This is a genomic window from Streptomyces coeruleofuscus (genome assembly GCF_039532725.1).
GTDB classification, from domain to species: domain Bacteria; phylum Actinomycetota; class Actinomycetes; order Streptomycetales; family Streptomycetaceae; genus Streptomyces; species Streptomyces coeruleofuscus.
In genome coordinates, this window is record NZ_BAAASE010000003.1 from 414,312 (window position 1) to 436,250 (window position 21,939).

Annotated in this window: 18 protein-coding genes; 10 read left to right on the forward strand and 8 right to left on the reverse strand. The window is 73.2% G+C overall.

Translation table 11 applies throughout. The features are described 5' to 3' along the window. Positions 1–11 precede the first annotated feature (11 nt). Positions 12–1,280 (reverse strand): ferredoxin reductase domain-containing protein, encoded by a 1,269-nt coding sequence (locus tag ABFX81_RS13130; RefSeq protein WP_346138086.1) that lies wholly within the window; start codon positions 1,278–1,280, stop codon positions 12–14. Further along, positions 1,277–2,797 carry an amino acid adenylation domain-containing protein gene (locus tag ABFX81_RS13135; RefSeq protein WP_086849135.1) on the reverse strand — a complete coding sequence of 507 codons (1,521 nt, stop codon included), beginning with the start codon at positions 2,795–2,797 and terminating at the stop codon, positions 1,277–1,279. Before ABFX81_RS13135 ends, ABFX81_RS13130 begins: the two co-directional genes overlap by 4 nt. A 312-nt stretch (positions 2,798–3,109) precedes the next feature. On the opposite strand from ABFX81_RS13135, the gene ABFX81_RS13140 reads away from it, so the two are divergent. After that, a complete protein-coding gene (locus ABFX81_RS13140; protein ID WP_086849137.1) occupies positions 3,110–5,290 on the forward strand; it encodes a molybdopterin-dependent oxidoreductase in 2,181 nt (726 codons plus the stop codon). A gap of 18 nt (positions 5,291–5,308) precedes the next feature. Here the strand turns inward: ABFX81_RS13140 and ABFX81_RS13145 are convergent, their stop codons facing one another. Then, positions 5,309–6,955, reverse strand: coding sequence for a M4 family metallopeptidase (locus tag ABFX81_RS13145; protein ID WP_086849138.1), 1,647 nt, complete (start codon positions 6,953–6,955; stop codon positions 5,309–5,311). A 139-nt stretch (positions 6,956–7,094) separates the two neighbouring features. Between ABFX81_RS13145 and ABFX81_RS13150 the strand changes: the two genes are divergently transcribed. Continuing rightward, positions 7,095–7,511, forward strand: coding sequence for a gamma-glutamylcyclotransferase (locus tag ABFX81_RS13150; protein WP_086849141.1), 417 nt, complete (start codon positions 7,095–7,097; stop codon positions 7,509–7,511). 28 nt (positions 7,512–7,539) lie between these two features. Here ABFX81_RS13150 and ABFX81_RS13155 read toward each other — a convergent pair whose 3' ends face one another. Beyond that, entirely contained in the window at positions 7,540–8,157 is a 618-nt protein-coding gene (locus ABFX81_RS13155) for an NAD(P)H-dependent oxidoreductase (protein WP_086849143.1), read from the reverse strand. A gap of 271 nt (positions 8,158–8,428) precedes the next feature. On the opposite strand from ABFX81_RS13155, the gene ABFX81_RS13160 reads away from it, so the two are divergent. Further along, positions 8,429–8,950, forward strand: a complete 522-nt coding sequence (locus ABFX81_RS13160; RefSeq protein WP_086849145.1) for a hypothetical protein — start codon at positions 8,429–8,431, stop codon at positions 8,948–8,950. 180 nt (positions 8,951–9,130) lie between these two features. Continuing rightward, positions 9,131–9,808, forward strand: a complete 678-nt coding sequence (locus ABFX81_RS13165) for a class F sortase (protein WP_086849147.1) — start codon at positions 9,131–9,133, stop codon at positions 9,806–9,808. Here ABFX81_RS13165 and ABFX81_RS13170 read toward each other — a convergent pair. Beyond that, positions 9,746–10,138, reverse strand: a complete 393-nt coding sequence (locus tag ABFX81_RS13170) for a winged helix-turn-helix transcriptional regulator (RefSeq protein ID WP_086849149.1) — start codon at positions 10,136–10,138, stop codon at positions 9,746–9,748. The two genes, ABFX81_RS13165 and ABFX81_RS13170, sit on opposite strands and share 63 nt — an antisense overlap. A 104-nt stretch (positions 10,139–10,242) precedes the next feature. Between ABFX81_RS13170 and ABFX81_RS13175 the strand changes: the two genes are divergently transcribed. Beyond that, positions 10,243–11,145 (forward strand): imine reductase family protein, encoded by a 903-nt coding sequence (locus ABFX81_RS13175; RefSeq protein ID WP_086849151.1) that lies wholly within the window; start codon positions 10,243–10,245, stop codon positions 11,143–11,145. A 10-nt stretch (positions 11,146–11,155) separates the two neighbouring features. Here the strand turns inward: ABFX81_RS13175 and ABFX81_RS13180 are convergent, their stop codons facing one another. After that, entirely contained in the window at positions 11,156–11,938 is a 783-nt protein-coding gene (locus tag ABFX81_RS13180) for a sulfite exporter TauE/SafE family protein (RefSeq protein ID WP_346138087.1), read from the reverse strand. 175 nt (positions 11,939–12,113) lie between these two features. On the opposite strand from ABFX81_RS13180, the gene ABFX81_RS13185 reads away from it, so the two are divergent. From ABFX81_RS13185 to ABFX81_RS13205, 5 genes are all read left to right on the forward strand, one after another. Continuing rightward, entirely contained in the window at positions 12,114–13,331 is a 1,218-nt protein-coding gene (locus ABFX81_RS13185; RefSeq protein WP_346138088.1) for an NAD(P)/FAD-dependent oxidoreductase, read from the forward strand. Further along, positions 13,331–15,928, forward strand: a complete 2,598-nt coding sequence (gene nirB, locus ABFX81_RS13190; RefSeq protein ID WP_086855093.1) for a nitrite reductase large subunit NirB — start codon at positions 13,331–13,333, stop codon at positions 15,926–15,928. The genes ABFX81_RS13185 and nirB overlap by 1 nt, the downstream gene beginning before the upstream one ends. Beyond that, complete coding sequence (gene nirD, locus ABFX81_RS13195; RefSeq protein WP_086855094.1) at positions 15,925–16,275, forward strand: nitrite reductase small subunit NirD; 351 nt, start codon at positions 15,925–15,927, stop codon at positions 16,273–16,275. The genes nirB and nirD overlap by 4 nt, the downstream gene beginning before the upstream one ends. A 73-nt stretch (positions 16,276–16,348) precedes the next feature. Next, a complete protein-coding gene (locus tag ABFX81_RS13200) occupies positions 16,349–17,194 on the forward strand; it encodes a maleylpyruvate isomerase family mycothiol-dependent enzyme (RefSeq protein WP_086855095.1) in 846 nt (281 codons plus the stop codon). Between the two features lie 118 nt (positions 17,195–17,312). Then, complete coding sequence (locus tag ABFX81_RS13205; RefSeq protein ID WP_086855096.1) at positions 17,313–18,251, forward strand: NHL repeat-containing protein; 939 nt, start codon at positions 17,313–17,315, stop codon at positions 18,249–18,251. Positions 18,252–18,254: 3 nt separating this feature from the next. Here the strand turns inward: ABFX81_RS13205 and ABFX81_RS13210 are convergent, their stop codons facing one another. Then, positions 18,255–19,181, reverse strand: coding sequence for an oxidoreductase (locus ABFX81_RS13210; protein ID WP_086855097.1), 927 nt, complete (start codon positions 19,179–19,181; stop codon positions 18,255–18,257). 148 nt (positions 19,182–19,329) lie between these two features. Continuing rightward, positions 19,330–21,030 (reverse strand): SulP family inorganic anion transporter, encoded by a 1,701-nt coding sequence (locus ABFX81_RS13215; RefSeq protein WP_346138193.1) that lies wholly within the window; start codon positions 21,028–21,030, stop codon positions 19,330–19,332. Positions 21,031–21,939: the final 909 nt, after the last annotated feature.

Genomic DNA, 21,939 nt, shown 5'->3' on the forward strand with positions numbered 1-21,939 from the left:
TGGAAGGTGGGTCACGAGTCCCAGATCGCGCCGTACGCCGGAATCCCCCGCCGTTCCAGGCCGTGCACCACCTGCCAGGTCAGCCGCTTGTTGGAGATGCAGATGACCGCCTCCGCACCGAATTCGCGGTACGCGGCGTGGGCGAGCCGCACCATGTCGGGCTTGCCGTGCCGTGAGGTGTCCCAGACCAAGGCGTGCGGCTGGACGGCGAGGATCTCGTCGACGAGGGCGTCGCCGTAGGTGGCGCGGGGGTCGCGGGTCGCCCAGACCAGGCGCGAGGGGACCTCGGCGGCGAGCAGGTGGGGCAGGCAGGGGCCGATGCCGCTGCCGGTCGCCACGTAGACCACCTTCCTGAACAGGACCTCGATGTTGGCGACTCCGGCCGTGGTGATGCCCTTCACCCACACGCGCGAGGGCTGGTCGTCGATGAAGGAGCCGGTCCAGTCTCCGGCGCGGGAGATGGTGAGCCGGAAGCCGGAGCGGCCGGGGGCCGGGACGTTGGCGAAGGAGTGCCACTCCTTCAGCGGGCTGCGGCTGATCGCGGTCGAGGAGCCGGCGAAGGGGGTCTCTCCGTAGTCGAAGTGGGCCAGCGTCACGTGCGGGGAGGGGCGTTCGGTGCGGACGTCCACCTTGCGAAGCCGCAGCCAGGGCAGCGCCACGCTGAACGTGACGACGGCGAGGACCGCGAGCGGCAGCGGTCCCTGGCCGGAGAGCGGGGTGTGGGTCCAGAAGAGCGCGAGGGCGCTCCAGCCGCCGAAGCGGTGGATCTTCTCGAAGTGGTCGTGGTGGCGGGAGCGGAAGGGCGGCAGGGCGGTGGCGACGATCAGGGCGAGGAGGGCCACCAGGGTCCAGCTCACCGTGATCAGCGGCAGGTCCGTTCCGGTGCGGGTCACCGCGACCGTCAGGGCCAGGAACCAGGCCGCCCCGGCCAGTGCCCCGCCCACGTGCAGCCCGCCGAAGTGGTACACCTTGCCGAGCGTCCAGCGGACCTTCAGCGGCCAGCTGACCGGGGCCGAGGTCGCCAGCCGGAACAGCAGGTTGATGACGTACTGCTGGCGCACGAGGACGGCGAGGGCGAGGTTGGCGAGGGCCGCGTGCCCGAGGGTCGGTGTGGCCGGGGGCCCGGCGGCCCACAGGAACGCCGCGTTGGCCAGGAGCACGAGGGCCGCGAGGCGGTTGTAGTGCATCAGGCGGGGGTGCTTGAGCAGGCGGCGGGGGGCGGGCAGGAGCGGCGGGAGCTCGCCCGTGTCCTGGTGGGTCCGGGCGGGTGACGTGGTCATCGGGCCACCGCCACGCGCTCGTCGAGCATGCCCAGCAGAGCCTGTTTGTCGACCTTGCCGCGGTCGGTCTCGGGGAGGAACGCGACGGGCAGGACCTGCTCGGGGACGCAGTAGTAGGGCAGGGCGTCCGCGACCGCGCGGCGGGCCGTGTCCGGGTCGACGTCGGCCGGGCAGACGAAGGACACCAGCGTGCGGGCGTCGCGTTTCAGGGTGACGGCGCGGGTGCAGCCGGCGGCCGTCTCCAGGACGGAGGAGACCGAGTCCAGCTCGACGCGGAAGCCGCGCACCTTGACCTGGTCGTCGGTGCGCCCGAGGTGCTCCAGCTCGCCGTCGGGGGTCCAGCGGCCGAGGTCCCGGGTGCGGAACATGCGCCGGCCGCCGCCGAGGAAGGGGTCGGGGGCGTAGCGCTCCGCGTTGAGGGCGTCGTCGCCGAGGTAGCCCGCGGAGACGCAGTCGCCGCCCGCCCACATCTCGCCGGCCTCGCCGATGGGCAGCGGCCGCCGGTCGGCGTCGAGGACGTAGACCGTGTTGTTGGGGGTGGGGCGGCCGATGGTGAGCAGCGGGACGGCCGGGTCGTGGCGGCCCATCGTGTTGACGATCGTGGTCTCCGTGGGGCCGCAGCAGTTGTGGAAGGCGGCCTGCCGGGCCCAGCGGTCGGCCAGCGGGCGCGGGCAGGGCTCCCCCGCGACGGCGACCGTGCGCACCCGCGGGCACGCGGCGGGGTCGAGGCCGGACAGCACGGTCGGCGTGGCGATGAGCACGTCGGCGGTGCGGGCCGCCGCTGCGATGTCCTTGCCGCGGATGACGAGGGTGCCGCCGTGGGCGAGGCAGCCGAGGATCTCCCAGGCGGCCATGTCGAAGGCGATGTTGAGGAGCTGGGCGACCCGGTCGCCGGGGCGGATGCCGAGGCCGCCCGGCTCGGTGAGCAGGATGTTGGCGACGTTGCGGTGGGTGACCTTCACGCCGTTGGGGCGGCCGGTGGTGCCGGAGGTGAAAAGGACGTAGCAGCCGTCGTTTCCGGTGACGCGCGGGCGCGGGGCCGGGGCGTACGGCTGCGGCTCGTCGAGCGTGAGCAGCAGGTGGCCGTCGGGCAGCGGCACGCGGTGGGCGTGTTCGGCGACCGTGAGGACGACCCGGGTCCGGGCGGTGCGGATGACGTGGGTGAGCTGGGCCGGGGGCGCGAGGCCGATGTCCTGCGGGACGTAGGCGGCGCCGGCCTTCAGAATGCCGAGCAGGCCGACGAGCATCGGGATCGAGCGGCGGACGAAGAGGCCGACGTGGTCGCCGGGGCGTACGCCCTCGCGGACGAGGCGGGCGGCGAGGGTGTCGGCGTACCGGTCGAGTTCGCCGTAGGTGAGGTACGCGCCCTGGTGTTCGGCGGCCACGGCGTGCGGGGCGGCAGCGGCGTGCCGGGCGACGGCGTGGTGCAGGAGCGGGTCGGGGACGGCGACGGCGGGGCCCCGGCCGAACTGCCGGAACAGTCGCTGGTCCTGGGAGGTCAGATGGCGCAGAGGCATGATCGGTTGGCCTCCTGGCTGTTTCGAGTGTGGGAGTCGAACGCCGTTCGGAGTCGTGCGAGCGCTGCGCGTAGCGAGAGCGTAGTGGCACTGATTCAACTCTCAACTAGGCCGGATCGGCCAAGAAAGGAGAGCAATGAGCCACATGTGGCGTTTTTCGTCACAAGGGCAACGTCCGTGCCGGTCGGCGGCGACGTGAAGGTGGGCAGGCGTGTGCCTCACGCGGGCGGGGCGGCGGCGGGGAGGTTGCCGTCCCTGCCGCGTAACAGGGAACCGTCCCGGGCGTAACACGGCCGAAGCACGCTGAACGGTATGCAGACCACCGCCACGCCCACGCACTGCCCGTACTGCGCCTTGCAGTGCGGGATGAACCTGACGCCCGCGCCGGACGGGACCGTCGAGGTGAGCGAGCGTACGGACTTCCCGGTGAACCGGGGCGCGCTGTGCGGCAAGGGCCGTACGGCGCCGGCGGTGCTGGCCTCCGCCGTGCGGCTGACGTCACCGCTGGTGCGCGACGGGGGCGAGCTGGTGCCGGCCTCCTGGGACGAGGCGCTGGACCGGATCGCCGAGGGGCTGCGCCGCACGCGCGCGGAGTACGGGCCGGACGGGGTCGGGGTGTTCGGCGGGGGCGGTCTGACGAACGAGAAGGCGTACACGCTCGGCAAGTTCGCGCGGGTCGTGCTGGGCACGTCGCAGATCGACTACAACGGCCGTTTCTGCATGTCGTCGGCCGCGGCGGCCGGGATCAAGGCGTTCGGCCTCGACCGGGGGCTGCCCTTCCCGCTGGAGGACATCCCGAAGACCGGCTGCGTGATCCTGGTCGGGTCGAACCTCGCGGAGACCATGCCGCCGTCCCTGCGTTTCCTCACCGAGCTGAAGGAGAACGGCGGCACGCTGATCGTCATCGATCCGCGCCGCACGAAGACCGCCGAGCAGGCGGACCTGCACCTGGCGCCCCGGCCGGGCACGGACCTGGCGCTCGCCCTGGGCCTGCTGCACCTGGTGATCGCCGAGGGGCGGGTGGACGAGGCGTACGTCCGGGAGCGGACCGCGGGCTGGGAGGACGCCCGGGCCGCCGCGATGGCGCACTGGCCGGAGTACGTGGAGCGGATCACGGGGGTGTCCGTCCCCGAACTGCGGGAGACGGTACGGATGTTCTGCGAGCCCGAGTCGGCGATGGTGCTCACGGCACGCGGGCCCGAGCAGCAGTCCAAGGGCACCGACACGGTGGGCGCGTGGATCAACCTGTGCCTGGCGACCGGCCGGGCGGGCCGCCCGCTGTCCGGGTACGGCTGCCTGACCGGGCAGGGCAACGGGCAGGGCGGCCGCGAACACGGCCAGAAGGCCGACCAGTTGCCGGGCTACCGCAAGCTCGACGACCCGGCGGCGCGGCGGCACGTCGCCGACGTGTGGGGCGTGGACCCGGACTCGCTGCCCGGCCCGGGCCGCAGTGCCTACGAGCTGCTGGACGCGCTGGGCACCGACATCAAATCCCTGCTGCTGATGGCGTCCAACCCGGTGGTGTCGGCCCCGCGGGCCGCGCACATCGAGGAGCGCATCAAGTCCCTGGACTTCCTCGCCGTGTGTGACGTGGTGCTGTCGGAGACGGCGGCGCTCGCGGACGTGGTCCTGCCGGTCACACAGTGGGCCGAGGAGACGGGCACGACGACCAATCTGGAGGGCAGGGTCCTGCTCCGCCGCCAGGCCGTCACCCCGCCCGACGGCGTCCGCAGCGACCTGGAGGTCATGCACGAACTGGCCGCCCGCCTGGGCGTGGAGAAGGGCTTCCCGACCGACCCGGAGGAGATCTTCGAGGAACTCCGCCGGGCGAGCGCGGGCGGCCCCGCGGACTACTCGGGGATCACGTACCGCAGGATCGTGGAGGAGAACGGGGTGTTCTGGCCTTGCCCGGCGGTGGAGCCGGAGGGTCTGACGGGGGACCAGGACGGGGCGGGTGGCCCGGGCGCGCAACGGGGCGCGGCGGGCCGCCCGGCCTCCACCGAGACGGAGGAAACGGTGGGCGTTGCCCACCCCGGCACCCCGCGCCTCTTCCTCGACCGTTTCGCCACCCCCGACGGACGCGCCCGCTTCGTCCCCGTCTCGCACCGGGCCATCGCCGAGGAGCCGGACGACGAGTACCCCGTGCTGCTCACCACCGGGCGGGTCGTGGCGCAGTACCAGTCCGGGGCGCAGACCCGGCGTGTGGCGGAGCTGAACGCAGCCGCGCCCGGGCCGTTCGTGGAGCTGCATCCGCGGCTGGCGGCCCGGCTCGGGGCGGCCGAGGGCGATCCGGTGGCCGTCGTGTCCCGGCGGGGCCGGGCCGTGGCGCCCGCCCGGATCACCGACACCATCCGGCCCGACACGGTCTTCATGCCGTTCCACTGGCCGGGCGAGGGCCGCGCCAACTCCCTCACCAACCCCGCGCTCGACCCGACCTCCCGGATGCCGGAGTTCAAGGCGTGCGCGGTGCGGCTGGAGGCGGTGCGGCCCTGAGTTCCGTACTGGTGCAGCTCATTTCACGTTGACCGCGCTCCAGGCCGCCGCCACGGCCTTCTGCTCCGTGCTGCCGCCGCCGTAGAGGTCCTTCGCCGCGTTCAGGGTCGCCGTACGGGCGCCCGCGTAGTCCGTCGAGGACGTCATGTAGACCGTCAGGGCGCGGTACCAGATCTTGCCCAGCTTGGCCCGGCCGATCCCGTTCACCGTGGAGCCGTCGCAGGTCGGGGAGGTGTGGCTGACGCCGTTGATCGTCTTCGCGCCGCTGCCCTCCGCGAGCAGGTACGCGAAGTGGTTGCCGACTCCCGAGGAGTAGTGCACGTCGAGGTCGGCGAGACCCTCGCTCCAGCAGTCGGCGGACTTGCCGTCCTTCGACGGCTCGTCCATGCGGCGCAGGGCCTCCCGGCCGAGCCCGGAGCGGACGACCTTCTCGCCGATGAGCCAGTCTCCTGGGTCCTTCGCGTTGTCCGCGTGGAACTCCACGAGCGTGCCGAAGATGTCCGACGTGGCCTCGTTCAGGCCGCCGGACTCGCCCGAGTACGTCAGCGCCGCCGTCTTCGACGTCACGCCGTGGGACATCTCGTGCCCGGCCACGTCCAGCGACACCAGCGGCCCGAGCTGCTTGCCGTCGCCGTCGCCGTACGTCATGCAGAAGCAGTTGTCGTCCCAGAAGGCGTTGTTGTAGTCCTTGCCGTAGTGGACGCGGTTGTACGAGCCCTTGCCGTCGCCGGCGATGCCGTTGCGGCCGTGCAGGTTCTTGAAGTAGTCCCAGGTGACGTCCGTGCCGTACTGGGCGTCCACCGCCACCGTCGCGCGGTCGGAGTCCGTTCCCGTGGCCCAGTGGTTGTCGGCGTCCGAGAAGACCGTCGCGGGGGCGCGGGTCAGGCAGACGGTCAGCAGGCACTGGTCCGTCTTGTTCGCCGCGTCGCCCGTGTACGTGCCGCCGCGCGTCGCGTCCTTGAGCCGGTACGACGACCCGGACTCCGTCGTCTCCAGCGGAACCGTGCCGCCGTAGAGGGACTGGCCGTCGCCCGACGCCGATTCCAGGGTGTCCCAGGCGTCGATCCGGTCGCCGGTCGTCGCGTCGGTCAGCACCGTGCGCCCGACCGGGTTGCCGAGCCCGTCGTGCGCCACCGCGTCGGTCTGCCAGGCCAGCTTCGGGGCGCCGTGCAGGGCGTCGACGACCAGCCGCGGCTTGGCGGTCAGCTTCTTCAGGGTCTCGCCTAGGTGCGCGGCGCGCAGCAGGCTCGCGGCGAGGTCGGCGGCCTTGGGGGCGGTCACCTTCGGGGTGACGCTCTCCAGGGAGAGCGCGGACTTCGTCGCCCGGCTCGCGCCGCGGTAGGTGCCGTCCGGGTTCAGGTGGAGTACGAAGTCGCCGCCCAGGACCGGGAGTCGGTGGTACGTGCGGTCGTAGCGGACGTGCCGGGTGCCGTCCTCGTCGACGACCACGTCCCGGACCTTCGTCTCCTGGGCTGTGGTGAGGCCCAGTTCCGCGGCCCGCTCGGAGAGGACCGTCCCGGCACTCTCGATCGCGTCGGACCGGGTCGGCCGGTCCTCCGCCAGGGCGGTGGGCGAGAGCGCGGCGGCCAGCAGGGCGGCTGTGCCGGTGACGGCCACCCCTGCGATGACGGGACGGGACCCTCGGACGTGACGTATCCGGCTCATCGGTCTCCTCATACGGGCGCACCCGGTCGCGTGGGGTCGACCGGGTGCGGTGTTGATGTTGACCGCGAGTCAAGTCGGGCCGGACATGTCATGTCCATAGGCCCGCTGTGCAGGAGTGTGAGGGTGGAGAATCGTTCCTGTGACCCTCCCCTTCTTCGTCTACGGCACCCTCCGCCCCGGTGAGGTCAACCACGACCTCTTCCTGCGCGGCCGCACCCGCTCCGAGGTACCGGGGCGGCTCTCGGGCGCGGTGCTGTACGAGGGGCCGGGCTATCCCTACGCGGTCGAGGAGCCGGACGGCGGGGTCGTGTGCGGGGAGCTGGTGACCGCGCATCCGGAGACCTACGCGGAGCTGCTCGCCGAGCTGGACCGGCTGGAGGACTACGTGCCGGGCGACCCGCGCAGCCTGTACGAACGCGTCGAGCGGAAGGTCGTACGCGAGGTGGACGGGGCGGCTGTCCGGGCCTGGGTGTACATCGCCGCACCCGCCGTCGCCGCACGGTTGCGGACCCGGGGGAGGCCGATCGCGGGCGGGGACTGGCGGGTGCGGGGGTGAGAGGGGTCGGGCAGGGTGCGGCCGGGGCTCAGCCCGCGTACGGCGTCTTCGCCCTCGCCTCGCGCAACGCCCGGCCCCACCAGACCAGTTGGTCCAGCATGGTCTTGGCCGCCGCGTCCGGGCCGGACGGGTCGTGCAGGGTGCCCGCGTCGTCGAAGGAGGCGCCGGCGTTGTGGAAGGAGACCGTGTCGCGGACCGTCACGGCGTGGAGCTCGGCGAAGACCTGACGCAGGTGCTCGACGGCGCGCAGGCCGCCGGCCAGTCCGCCGTAGGAGACGAGGGCGACGGGCTTGGCCCGCCACTCGCCGAAGTGCCAGTCGACGAGGTTCTTCAGGCCCGCCGGGAAGGAGTGGTTGTACTCGGGCGTGAGGACCACGAAGGCGTCCGCGCGGGCCAGTTTCGGGGTGACGCCGGACAGCGCGGCGGTCGCCTCGGGGGTCGCTTCGAAGGACGTCGGCAGATCGACGTCGGCGACGTCCACGACCTCGGCGACCAGGTCGTCCCGGTCCCGGAGGCGGTCGAGGAGCCAGTCGGCGACGACCGGGCCGAAGCGGCCGTGGCGGTTGCTGCCGACGACGAGGGTCACCCGGAGGGGCTCGGTCGCGGGCTGGGCAGGGGCGGGTGCGTTCGTAACGGCTGTGTTCATGCGGCACAGCCTCATACCTCAACCTTTCTTGAGGTCAAGCACCGAGGGGCGCGGCATCCGGGTCACCCGTTCACACGCGCGCCCCGGGCTTTTCCGCACCCCGTCCGCCGAACGCCCGTGACCTGCCCAAACGCCCACGAGGAGCAGCCCGTCCGCCTCCCCCTGACACCCATTCACCCCAATTCTGACGCTCCATCAGAAAGCGCGGTCGCCCCGCTGCCCGTTACCTCGGAAGGGCAGGTGCACGAACGAACAGCTCTAGGGAGCACCGATGCGACGTACCGCCCGGCCGCTGACCGGTATCGCGCTCGCCGTCGCCGCCGCGGCTCTCGCCGCCGCACCCGCGTACGGCGCGCCCACCGGTGACGTGGAGGTGTCCCCGTCCTCGGTCGTCCCGGGCGGACAGGTCACACTGCGCACGGCGGCCTGCGGCGACGGCGGCACGGCGACGGGCGACGCCAGCGCGGTCGGGGCCGGTTCCCTCAGCCTCGCGCCGGACCCGCACGAGCAGGACGCGACAGGGCGGTTCAGGGTGCCGCCGAGCGCGCAGCCGGGGACGTACGAGATCACGGCGACGTGCACCGGGAGCGGCCGGCGGATCACCGGTGACCTGGTGGTCACGCTGGCGTCCGAGGGCCGGCAGGTCCATCCCAGAGGGAGTGTGAAGACGGGGGTCGGCGGTGCCCTGGGCCCCGATCCCGTGCAGACCGCGGCCGGTGTGGCGGCTCTCGCCGTCGCCGCCGCGGGCGGTACCTGGCTCCTGCATCGCCGGGCGAGAGGCGACGGGATCTGACGGACACCCTCCGCTGTCCGTCGCCGGTACCGCATGTCCCCTCCCCCTCCGGGTCCGACGCCCCTCGCGGCCCGGAGGGGGGTACGGGGCGGCCTCCGGGACCGATGGGATCCGGGATCGGTGGTCAGGGGTCGGGAGCCGGAAACCGGACGGCTATCGGGGATCAGGAAAGGGTCGGGCATGCGCAGGTTCCCCAGGTACGGCGGGAGGTTCGGCAATCCGGCCGACGCCGCCATGGCGGCCGTCACGGTGTTCGCCCTGTGCTCCGGGACATGGCTGCTGCGCAACGGCGCCGAGACGCACGCCCCGCCGCAGCCCTCCGCCGCGCAGGCCCGCGCCGGGCAGGACGGCCGGGCGGGACAGGACGGCCGGGCCGGTGAGCGGCCCGGCGCACCCGCGCTGCCGCCCTCGCCGCCCGACCGCATCCGCATCCCGGCGATCCGGGTGGACGCGCCCCTGACCGGCCTCGGCCTGACGAGGACCGGCAGTCTCGACGTACCGCCCGCCGGGCGGAAGAACCTCGCCGGCTGGTACGAGGCCGGCACCACGCCCGGCGAGCGGGGCACCGCGATCGTCGCCGGCCACGTCGACAACGCCGACGGCCCGGCCGTCTTCTACCGCCTCGGCTCCCTGGCCAAGGGCCGCACGGTCGAGGTGGACCGGCGGGACGGCAGCGTCGCGGTGTTCACCGTGGACGCCGTCGAGGTGTACGCGGCGAAGGGCTTCCCCGACGAGAAGGTCTACGGCGCCGCCCACCGTCCCGAACTGCGGGTCATCACCTGCGGCGGCGGCTACTCACGCGGCTCCGGATACCAGGGGAACGTCGTGGTCTTCGCGCATCTGACCGGCCGCCGGTGATCCTCCCAGGACGTTGGCCCTCCCCCAGGCCCCCAGCGGTTCCAGTGCCTCGTTCAGGGAGACGCCCCGGGGTGTCAGCGAGTACTCCACGCGGGGCGGCACCTCGTCGTACGCCTCGCGGTGCACCAGCCCGTCGGCCTCCATCTCCCGCAGGTGCGAGGCGAGCACCTTCTCGGTGATCCCCGGCAGCTCTCGGCGCAGCTCGCCGAAACGGCACGGCCGTTCGTTCAGCGCCCAGAGGATCAGCACCTTCCACTTGCCGCCGATCACGTCCATCGCCGCGTCGATCCCGCAGACGTACGCCCCCGGCCGCCGCCCCGTCGTCCCCATGCCCGAGCCCTCCCCTTCTCCTGCCTGGACCCTTCCCCGGGGGTAACCACCCACTTCCAAGTACGTACTTGAGCGGGCGCTCCCCTCGGACGAGCCTAAACGCCATGACCGACAACGCAGTTGCCTCCCGCACCCCTCTCACCGTCCTCGGCACCGGCGACATGGGCACGGCCCTGGCCCGCGCCTGGCTCGCCGCAGGCCACCCGGTGACCGTCTGGAACCGCACCGCCTCCCGGGCCGAACCCCTCGCCGCCGAGGGCGCCACCGTCGCCCGGACCGCCGCGGAGGCGGTGGCCGCGAACCGGCTCGTGGTCGTCTGCCTGCTCGACGACGCCTCCGTGGGCGAGGCCCTCGACGGGGCCGCTCTCGCGGGGCGGGACCTGGTGAACCTCACCACGGGCACGCCCGGTGAGGGCCGCAGCCGCGCCGCCTGGGCCGAGGAGCGCGGCGCCCGCTTCCTGGACGGCGGGATCATGGCCGTCCCGCCGATGATCGGAGCCCCGGAGTCCGGCGGGTACGTCTTCTACAGCGGCTCCCCCGAGCTGTTCGAGGAGCACCGGGACACCCTCGCCGTCCCGGCCGGCACCCGGTACGTCGGGGCCGACCCGGGCTTCGCCGCGCTGCACGACGTGGCGCTGCTCAGCGCGATGAGCGGCATGTTCGCGGGTGTCACGCACGCCTTCGCGCTGATCCGCCCGGAGGACGTCGCCCCGAAGGACTTCGCCCCGCTGCTCGTGGACTGGCTGACCGCGATGGCCCCTGCCGTGCACCAGACCGCCGACCAGCTTCAGAGCGGCGACTACACCAGGAACGTCGTCTCCAACCTCGCCATGCAGGTCGCGGGCAACACCACGCTGCTGCGCACGGCCGGGGAGCAGCGGGTGAGCCCGGAGCTGCTGACGCCGTACATGGCGCTGATGGAGCGGCGCCTCGCCCAGGGGCACGGCGACGAGGACGGCACGGGGATCATCGAGCTGCTGGATCTGCGGGCGGGGGTGTCCTCCTAGTGCTGCGGCGCTAGGCCAGCCACTGCTCGTACGCCAGGTTCGCCACCAGCGCGAACACCACCGTCAGCAGCACGACGCGGACGAAGCCGCTGCCCTGCTTCAGGGCGGTGTGGGCGCCGAGGGTGCCGCCCGCCAGGTTGAACACGGCCATCAGGGCGGCCAGTTGCCACAGGACCGCGCCCTGCCAGGCGAAGGTCGCGAGGGCGCCCGCGTTGGTGCAGCAGTTGACGATCTTGGCGGTGGCGGAGGCCGTGACGAGGTCGAGGTGGAGCAGGGCGGTCAGGGCGAGGACCAGGAAGGTGCCGGTGCCGGGGCCGATGAGACCGTCGTAGAAGCCGATGCCGAGGCCCGCGAGGCCGATCGCCGCGAGGACCTGGCGCCGGGAGGCCGGTCCGGTCGCGGGGGCCGTGCCGAAGGCGGGCCGCAGGATCACGAACGCGGCGACCCCGAGCAGCACCACCATGATCACCGGCTTGAGGACGTCGGTGCTCATCCCGGCCGCGAAGAAGGCCCCGGCGGACGACCCGGCGAGCGCGGCCAGCCCGATGCGCACCGCCGTACGGACATCCACCGGGGCCTTGCGGGCGTATGTCACCGCCGCACCCGTCGTGCCGACGATGGCGACCGCCTTGTTGGTGCCGAGGGCGTGCGCGGCGGGCGTGTTCGCCGGCAGTCCGAGCAGCAGCACCGGCAGCAGCAGGAGCCCGCCGCCGCCGACCACGGCGTCGATCCACCCGGCGGCGAGAGCCGCGACGCAGAGCACGGCGATCATGGTCAGCGATATGTCGGGCATGATCGTGAGCTTATGCGACGGTCGTGCGAGGCCTGTGCGACGCTGTCCTCACAGCCCGCCGTCACCGCACCCCAGGAACCCTCACATCCGGCCCCGGCCCCCGCTGAGGGCAGCGTTCCCCGTGGGAAACAGTCGTGATGCTGCCGGGTAACACCGGCACCGCACGCTCGAGTACATGACCTCGAATGAGCGTGTGGTGGTGATCGGCACCGGCCTCGCGGGCGTACGGCTCGCCCGGCGGCTCGGTGAGCTCGGCACGCCCGCGTTGCTGATCGGCGAGGAGGAGCACCGGCCCTACAACCGCGTGCTGCTCGCCGAGGTGCTGGCCGGACGTTACAGCCCCGAGGTGATCGCACTGCCCGCGCCCGCGCAGGCCACGCGCGGGCGGGTCGTCGGTATCGACCGCGACGGGCGGACCGTCGAGTGCGCCGACGGCACGGTGATCGCATACGACCGGCTCGTCCTCGCCACCGGATCCAACCCCGTCCTGCCGCCGCTGCGCGGCCTGTTCACCCCCGACCACGTCCTGCCGGAGGGCGTCCACGCCTTCCGGACCATGGACGACTGCCTCGGCCTGTCCAAGGCGGTCCGGCCGGGGGCGAAGGCGGTCGTCATCGGCGGCGGGCTCCTCGGGGTCTCCGCGGCCCGTGCGCTCGCCCTGCGCGGCGCCCAGGTCGTCCTCGCCCAGCAGTCCGAGCGGCTGATGGAGCGCCAGCTCGACCCGGCCGCGTCCAAGCTGGTCAAGCGGCACCTGACCGACCTGGGCGTCGAGGTGCACACCGAGTGCCGTGTCCGGGACGTGCGCTGCGTCGGCGGCGCCGTCCGCTCCGTGGAGATGGCCGACGGGTTCGCGCTCGACGCCGACCTCGTCGTCGTGGCCTGCGGTGTCCGCCCCCGGGTGGGTCTCGCGCAGGCCGCCGGCCTCGACGTCCGCAAGGGCGTCGTCGTCGACGACGAGCTGCGCACCTCCGACCCGTACATCCACGCCATCGGGGACTGCGCCCAGCACGACGGCGTCCTCTACGGCCTCGCCGCTCCCGCACTCGAACAGGCCGACGCGCTCGCGGAGCTGCTCGCCGGCGACGCGGACGCCCGCTACACCGGCACCCGCTCCTTGACGCGACTCACCCTGAACGGGCACGACAGCCCCTTCGACCTCGCCGCTTTCGGCGAGACGGAGGCGCTCCCGGGCGACGACGTCGTCCAGCTCGCCGACGCCACCCGCGGCACGTACCGCAAGGTCGTCGTCCGCGACGACCGCCTGGTCGGCGGGGTCCTCGTCGGCGAACTCGGCACCGTCGGCGCGCTCGCCCGCGCCTGGGAGGGAGCAGAGCCGCTCCCGACCGACGGCGGCCCGCTGCTCCACCTGCTCACCAATGATGGAGGCTCCTGATGTCCACGGCCACCCCCACGATCGTGCTCGTCGGCCACGGCATGGTCGGCCAGCGCTTCCTCGAAGCGCTCGCCGAGCGCGGCCTGACCGCCACGCACCGCGTGGTCGTGCTCTGCGAGGAGCCGCGCCCGGCCTACGACCGCGTCCAGCTCACCTCGTACTTCTCGGGCAAGACGCCCGAGGACCTGTCCATGACGGACCTGGGGTTCATCGAGGACCACGGCATCGAGCTGCGCGTCGGTGACCCGGCGGAGACGATCGACCGTGAGGCGCGCAGGGTGACCGCCCGCTCCGGTCTCGTCGTCGACTACGACGTGCTCGTCCTGGCCACCGGCTCGTACCCCTTCGTGCCGCCGGTCCCGGGCAAGGACGCCGAGGGATGCTTCGTCTACCGCACGATCGAGGACCTCCTCGCCATCGAGGAGTACGCCAAGAAGGCGACGACGGGTGCCGTGGTCGGCGGCGGTCTGCTCGGTCTGGAGGCCGCGGGCGCGCTGAAGGGTCTCGGACTCACCTCCCACATCGTGGAGTTCGCGCCCCGCCTGATGCCCGTCCAGGTCGACGAGGGCGGCGGCGCCGCCCTGCTGCGCACCATCGAGGAGATGGGCCTGAGCGTCCACACGGGCGTCGGTACGCAGGAGATCGTCGTCGGCGAGGACGGCGCCGTGACCGGCATGAAGCTGTCCGACGGCTCCGAACTCTCCACCGACCTGGTGGTGTTCTCCGCCGGTGTCCGCCCCCGCGACCAGCTCGCCCGCGACTGCGGCCTGACGGTCGGCGAGCGCGGCGGCATCGCGGTCGACGAGCAGTGCCGCACGGTGAACGACCCGCACGTGTTCGCGATCGGCGAGTGCGCGCTGGCCGCCGACGGCCGGGTGTACGGCCTGGTGGCCCCCGGCTATGAGCAGGCGGAGACCGCGGCCGCGACGATCGCCGCCGACGAGGCCGCCTTCACCGGCGCCGACCTGTCCACCAAGCTGAAGCTGCTCGGCGTGGACGTGGCGTCCTTCGGTGACGCGCACGGCACCGCCGAGGACTGCCTCGACGTCGTCTACTCCGACTCCCGCGCGGGCCTGTACAAGAAGCTGGTCATCGGCCGCGACGGCACGCTGCTCGGCGGCATCCTGGTCGGCGACGCGGAGGCGTACGGCACGCTGAAGGCGTTCACCGGCTCGGTCCCGCCGGTCGCGCCCGAGGCCCTCGTCCTGCCCGCCGGTGCGGGCGCCCCGGCGCAGCTCGGCCCGTCCGCGCTGCCGGACGACGCGATCATCTGCTCCTGCCACAACGTCTCCAAGGGCACGATCCGCGGCGCGGTCACCGACCACCAGTGCACGACCGTGCCCGAGGTGAAGAAGTGCACCAAGGCCGGCACCGGCTGCGGCTCCTGCGTCAAGGTCCTCGGCCAGCTCGTCACCGCCGAGCTGGAGGCCAGCGGCGTCGAGGTCGACAAGGGCCTGTGCGGCTGCTTCTCGCAGACCCGCGAGGAGCTGTACGAGATCGTCCTCGCCCTGCGCATCAACACCTACCAGGACCTGCTGGACCGCCACGGCCGCGAGGAGGCCAGGGGCGGCAACGGCTGCGAGATCTGCAAGCCGGCCGTCGGCTCGATCATCGCCTCCCTCGCTCCGACGATCGGCGCGAGCGGCTACGTCCTGGACGGTGAGCAGGCCGCCCTCCAGGACACCAACGACCACTTCCTGGCCAACCTCCAGAAGAACGGCTCGTACTCGGTCGTCCCGCGTATCCCCGGCGGTGAGATCGCCCCGGAGAAGCTGATCGTGATCGGCGAGATCGCCCGCGACTTCGGCCTCTACACGAAGATCACCGGTGGCCAGCGGATCGACATGTTCGGCGCCCGCGTCGAGCAACTGCCCCTGATCTGGGCCCGCCTGGTCGACGCCGGCTTCGAGTCCGGCCACGCCTACGGCAAGTCGCTGCGCACGGTGAAGTCCTGCGTCGGCCAGACCTGGTGCCGCTACGGCGTCCAGGACTCCGTCCGCATGGCGATCGACCTGGAGCTGCGCTACCGGGGCCTGCGCTCCCCCCACAAGCTGAAGTCGGCCGTCTCCGGCTGCCAGCGCGAGTGCGCCGAGGCCCAGTCGAAGGACTTCGGCGTGATCGCCACCGCCAACGGCTGGAACCTGTACGTCGGCGGCAACGGCGGCGCCACCCCGCGCCACGCGGACCTGCTCGCGCAGGACCTGTCGGACGCCGAACTGGTCCGCCTGATCGACCGGTTCCTGATGTTCTACATCCGTACGGCCGACCGCCTGGAGCGCACCTCGACCTGGCTGGAGCGGATCCCCGGCGGCCTGGAGCACGTACGGGACGTCGTCGTCCACGACTCGCTCGGCATCTGCGACGAGCTGGAGAAGCTGATGCAGGCGCACGTCGCGCACTACCGCGACGAGTGGGCCGAGACCATCAACGACCCCGAGAAGCTGGCCCGGTTCGTGTCCTTCGTGAACGCGCCGGACACCCCCGACCCGGTCGTCGCGTTCGTGCCCGAGCGCGACCAGATGAAGCCCGACCTGCCGCTGCTGTCCATCGGTATGCGACCCGCCGAAGACGTACTGGAAGGAAGCGCCCAGCGATGACCCTGGCACCCGAGACCACCGATCTGAAGGTCGAACTCGCTGTTGACGGCGACTGGTTCGCGGTCTGCGACCTGAGCATGCTGCTCCCGGGCCGCGGGGTGGCGGCACTGCTGCCGGACGGCCGCCAGGCGGCGATCTTCCGGGACCGCTCCGGTGAGCTGTTCGCCGTCGACAACCGCGACCCGTTCACCGGCGCGGCGGTCCTCTCCCGCGGCCTGACCGGCACTCACCAGGGCCGCCCGTTCGTCGCCTCCCCGCTGCTGAAGCAGCGCTTCGACCTGGCGTCCGGGCAGTGCCTGGACGACGAGGAGGTACAGGTGGCGACGTACAAGGTGCGCACCGCGTAGGAACGCGCACGCCCGCCCGGAACACCCCTCCCCCGGAGGGGTGTTTCCGTTTGCCGCCCGGCAGACTGGGGCCATGGTTGCGCAGCCGAACGACAGGCCCGGCCTCTCCCGGCTCGGCCCTCCGATCGACGCCCGCCCGCTGTTCGAGCCGGAACTGGAGGCGCTGCTGGGGCTGCTGCGGGGCCTGCGGCCCGGTCAGTGGAACGAGACGGCCGTGCCGGGCTGGACCGTGCACGACGTCTCCGCTCACGTCCTCGGCGACTACCGCGCCCGCCTCGGCCGCCGGGAGTTCGGCGCCTTCGCGCCGGGCGAGACCCTGGAGGCGTTCATCCACCGCGCCAACCAGGAGTGGGTCGACCGCCACCGGGACATGGACCCGGCCTCGCTCGTCGACGCCCTGGAAGAGGCCGGTGGCGAACTGGCCCGCCGCTTCGCGCACGCCGACCTGGACGCGCCGTCCCTGGGCGTGTCCTGGGCCGGGGTGGACCCGGCGCCGATGTGGCTGGACTGCGCCCGGGAGTTCACGGAGTACTGGACGCACCGCCAGCAGATCCGGCACGCGGCCGGGCTGGGCACCGACCCCGAGCCGGGGGCCCTGTACATGGTCCTGGACACGTTCATGCGGGCCCTGCCCCACACACTGCGGGACACCACCGCGCCGGCCGGCACACGGGTGGCGCTGACGGTCACCGGCCCCGGAGGGGGCACCTGGACCGTGACCGCCGGGCCGGAGGGCTGGTCCCTGGCGCAGGGCCACGACGGCCGGCCATCGGCAGCCACCGTGGAGCTGGACACGGAGACCGCCTGGCGGCTGTGCACGCGAGGCGTCCAGCCGGCCGACGCTCTCGCCCGGGCCCGGGTCGACGGGGACCGGCGGCTCGCCCAGGCCGTGTGCCGGATCGTGTCGATCGTCCACTGATCAACTGACGGGCGGGGCTGTCGAGTTGCTGTCGAGTTCGCCGACTCGGCTGCCGTGCCGGGGGTACTTCGCGTTTCATCGAGTCACACCCCCACCTTCATTCCACGGAGGCCCCACCATGACTCGGAACCACCCCCAGCCGTCCCGGCGGACCGTGCTCGGCGGGGCGGTCGCGGCGCTCGCGGTGGCCGCCGGTGCCGGCACGGCGCAGGCCGCTCCCGGGACCGGCTGGCCGACCGAGTTCCCGCTGCCCGACGGCTGGCTCCCCGAAGGGATCACCACAGGCAGCAGGCCGTACGCGTACATGGGCTCGCGTGCCGACGGCGCGATCTACCGCACCGACCTGCGCACCGGCAGGGGCGGTGTCCTGCACGAGGGCGCCGCCGGTCTCGCGTCCATCGGCCTGAAGCTGGACCATGACGGCCTGCTGTACGTGGCCGGCGGCGCCGGAGGCACCGCGAGGATCGTCGACGCGCGCACCGGCGAGCTGCTGACCACCTATCAACTCACCAGGGATGCAGCCCCGTTCATCAACGACGTCGTCCTGCACGAGGACCGCGCCTGGTTCACCGACTCCCGTGCCGCGGTCCTCCACGGCGTTCCGCGCGGCCGGCGGGGCGAAGTCCGCGCCCTGCCTCTCACCGGCGAGTGGGTGCAGGCTCCCGCCGGGACCAACAGCGCCAACGGCCTGGTCGCCACCCCCGACGGCCGCGGTCTGATCGTCGTCAACGCGGGTCAGCTGTACACCGTGGACCTGCGGACCGGCCACGCCACCAAGGTCACGCTCAGCGGCGCGACGGACGTGGCGGGCGGCGACGGCCTGGTCCGTCTCGGCCGCAGCCTGTACGTCGTCCAGAACCGCCTCAACAAGATCACCGTCTGGGACCTCGACAGGCAGGCCACCACGGCCACCCTGACCAGGACGGTCACCGACCCCCGCTTCGACGTCCCCACCACCGCCGCCCGCTACGGCGACCGCCTCTACCTGGTCAACGCCCGCTTCACCAGCCCACAGACGCCTCAGACGACGTTCAGCGCGGTGGCCGTCTCCCTGTGAGCGTCATGCCTTCAGCGTGCCGTACGTCACCCCGGTCAGCTCCTCGGACGCGGCCCACAGCCGCTGCCCCGCCACGTCGTTGAGGGTCCAGGGCGCCCGCCAGGACGGTGCGGGCGCCCCGCGCCACATGGAGATGTGCGGGCCGGTGAAGGAGTCGGGCTGTACGCCGGGTTCTGTCGCGGCGTACAGGATCGGCAGCGCGCCCGCCTCGGCCGGCTGCGCGACGACCCGGTTGGCGATCCGCACGAGCCGCTCGGCGACCCGGCGCCCCTCGGCGAGCGGTCCGGTGGTCTGGAGGTTGGTGGCCGCGTACCCGGGGTGGGCCGCGGCCGCCACCAGGTCCGTGCCGTGCGCCGCCGCCCGGCGCGCCAGCTCGTGCGTGAACAGCAGGTTGGCCGTCTTGGAACGGGCGTAGGCGATCCAGCGCCGGTAGCGCCGCTCGCTGTTGAGATCGTTGATGTCGATGTTGGCGAGGGCGTGCATCCCGCTGGAGACGACCACGACCCGGGCCTCCGGCGCCGCCAGCAGCGCGGGCAGCAGCAGGCCGGTGAGCGCGAAGTGCCCCAGGTGGTTGACCCCGAACTGCGTCTCGAAGCCGTCCGCCGTCGTCCCGTACGGCAGCGCCATCACCCCTGCGTTGTCGACGAGCACGTCCAGCCGCTCGTACGGGAAACCGGCCGCGAACTCGCGTACGGAGGCGAGGTCGCCGAGGTCGAGCCGGCCCAGCTCGACCCGGGCGTCCGGCAGTTCCGCACGGAGCCGGTCCACGGCCGCATTGCCCCGGGCCTCGCTGCGGCACGCGAGCACCACCCGCGCGCCCTTGCGGGCCAGTTCCCGTGCCGTGACGAGCCCGATCCCGCTGTTGGCGCCGGTGACGACGGCGACGCGGCCGCTCTGGTCCGGGATGTCCTGTGTGTTCCAGCCTGGCATGGCAGGCTCCCTCCGTCGGTGGCCGCGATCCACCCTACGAGGGGCCGCGCGCCGCCTGATCGAACGGGGGGGCGTGCACGTACTCGGGCGTGCACGCCCCCCGGTCAGGTACGGCGAGGAGGTCCCGGCCCCTGGCCCCGGGCCGCCGTCAGCCCACCGGGCTCGACCGCTGGTCGTCCGGGAGGGGCCGGGTGTCGAGGTAGAACCACTCGGCGTCGGCCGGGGGCCAGGGCGAGGTTTCCCCCACCGCTTCGCTCCACGGTTCCTCGGCCATGGCCGTGACCGGCCGCTTGGGCAACGGTGTCTGGGCCCCGCCCACGGGCGCCTCGGCCCGCCCACCGGCCTGCTTCGGCTCCCCCGGCATCAGCAGCTCCACCCGCAGCCCCAGTCCCCGCTGCTGGGCGGTGAACTCCTCGACCTGGTTGCGGCAGGCGTGGTCCAGGTGGGTCACGCCGGTCAGGTCGAGCCGGATCCTCGGCTTCCCGGCCGCGGCGGCGGCCTCCAGCGCCTCGATCACCTTCGGCAGCCGCAGGAACGTCGCGTTGCCGGCCATGACGACCTTCGCCGTGTCGTCCTCGACGTGCTGGCGGATCGCGGTCTGGGACATCCGCAGCGCGGCCAGCACGATGCCCGCGGCGAGGCCGATCAGCACGCCCTCGAGCAGCGCGGTCACGACGATGACCAGCGTGGTCAGCGTCATCACCGCGAACTCGCCCTTGTCCTGCCGCCACATCTTCGGGAACTCGGCGGGCCCGAACAGCTTCCAGCCGCTGTGCACGAGGACACCGGCGAGCACCGAGATCGGGATCAGCGCGAGCACCTGCGGCAGCAGCAGCGCGAAGGCGAGCAGCCACAGGCCGTGCAGGGTGCGCGAGAGCCGGGTCTTGGCCCCGGCCTGGACGTTGGCGGAACTGCGTGCCACGACCGCGGTGATCGGGAGCGCGCCGAGGAGGCCGGCGACGGTGTTCCCGGCGCCCTGGGCGATCAGCTCGGTGTTGTAGCGGGTGCGCGGGCCGCTGTGCATACGGTCCACCGCGGCGGCCGTGAACAGGCTCTCGGCGGACGCGATGACCGTGAAGGTGAGGATGGCGGTGATGATCGCCCCGTCCGCGAGCCCGGCGAACTGCTCGGGCCCGGGCACCGACACGGAGGCGAGCAGATTGCCCACCTGGAGCGTCTTCACGTCCACGCCGGGCAGCGCGGCGACCACGATGCCGATGCCCACGGCGACCAGCGCGGCCGGGATCTTCCCGGCCGGGCCCGGCACCTTCTTCCACACGAAGCTGAGCACGATCGTGACGACGCCGAGCAGCGTGGCGATCATCGCCTGCGGGTCGGTCAGGATCCCGGCCAGCAGTCCGGGGATGCCGGCCATGTTCTCGAGCGCCGTGCCGGGAGCCTTGGCGTCGGCCATCGGATAGGCCTGGCTGAACATCAGCGGCACGCCGATGCCGGCCAGCATGCCCTGGACGACGGCGACCGAGATGGCCTGGAACATCCGCCCGAGCCGCACCAGCCCCAGGATGATCTGGAGGATCCCGGCGAACAGCACGATCACGCCGAGCATGGCCACACCGACCTCGGCGACGGTCTCCGCGACGAGCGCGGCGAGGCCGGCGGCCGGCCCGCTGACCTGGAGCGTGCTGCCGCGTGCCGCGCCGACGACCAGACCGCCGATCACCCCGGAGATGATCCCGAGCTCGGCGGGCACGCCGGAGGCGACGGCGACACCGATGCACAGCGGCAGGGCGACGAGGAAGACGACGAGCGAGGCGGTGATGTCGGTGACGAGGTCGGCCTTGGTCCGGGCCCCGGCTTTGCCACCCCCGCCCTTCGCACCACCGGACACACGGCTGATCAGCCCGCCCAGCGCACCGCCCACGGCACCTCCGGCCGAGCCGCCGGCCGGTTCACCGGACGATCCGCCCGACCACCGACTCGCAGCGCCCCCTTCCGGGTCCCCCGCCGGGCCGCCGCGCGGTCCACCCGACCGGCCACCCAGGAAACCGCCCACCGAACCGCCAGACCGCCGACTCGCAGCCCCTCCTGCCCGCTCCCCCGCCGAACCGCCGCCCGGGCCACCCGACCGGCCACCCAGGAAACCGCCCACCGAACCGCCAGACCGCCGACTCGCAGCCCCTCCTGCCCGGTCCCCCGCCGAACCGCCGCCCGGGCCACCCGACCGGCCACCCAGGAAACCGCCCACCGAACCGCCAGACCGCCGACTCGCAGCCCCTCCGGCCAGGCCCCCGCCGGGGCCACTCGACCCCGACCGGCCGCCCGTCAAACCGTCCGGCGGTCCGCCCGGCCCCCAGCCCGCGGCGCCTTCGGCCGCGCCACGCACCGGCCCACCCGACTGCCAGTCCCCCGAGCTCCGCGCGGAGCCGCCGGACTCCCAGTCCGCCGCACCCTCCGCCGAGCCGCCGGACCCCCAGTCCGCCGCCCCGTCCGCGGAACCGCCCGTCAGCCACTCCGCGGCACCCCCGTCGGAACCAGCGGCCCCCCAACCCGCCGCGCCCTCACCGCGACCACCCGGCCCCCAGCCCCCCGAGCCCCCTGGGAAGCCGCCCGACTCCCAGCTCCCCGAGCTCTCCGCGGAACCGCCCGCCGCCCAGTCCGAAGCACTCCCCTCGGAACCGGCCGCTCTCCAACCCGCGGCGCCCTCGCCGCGAGCGCCCGCTCCCCAGTCCCCCGATGCCACTGCGAAGCCACCCGCTCCCCAGTCCCCCGAGCCCTGTCCGGAACCTCCCGACTCCCA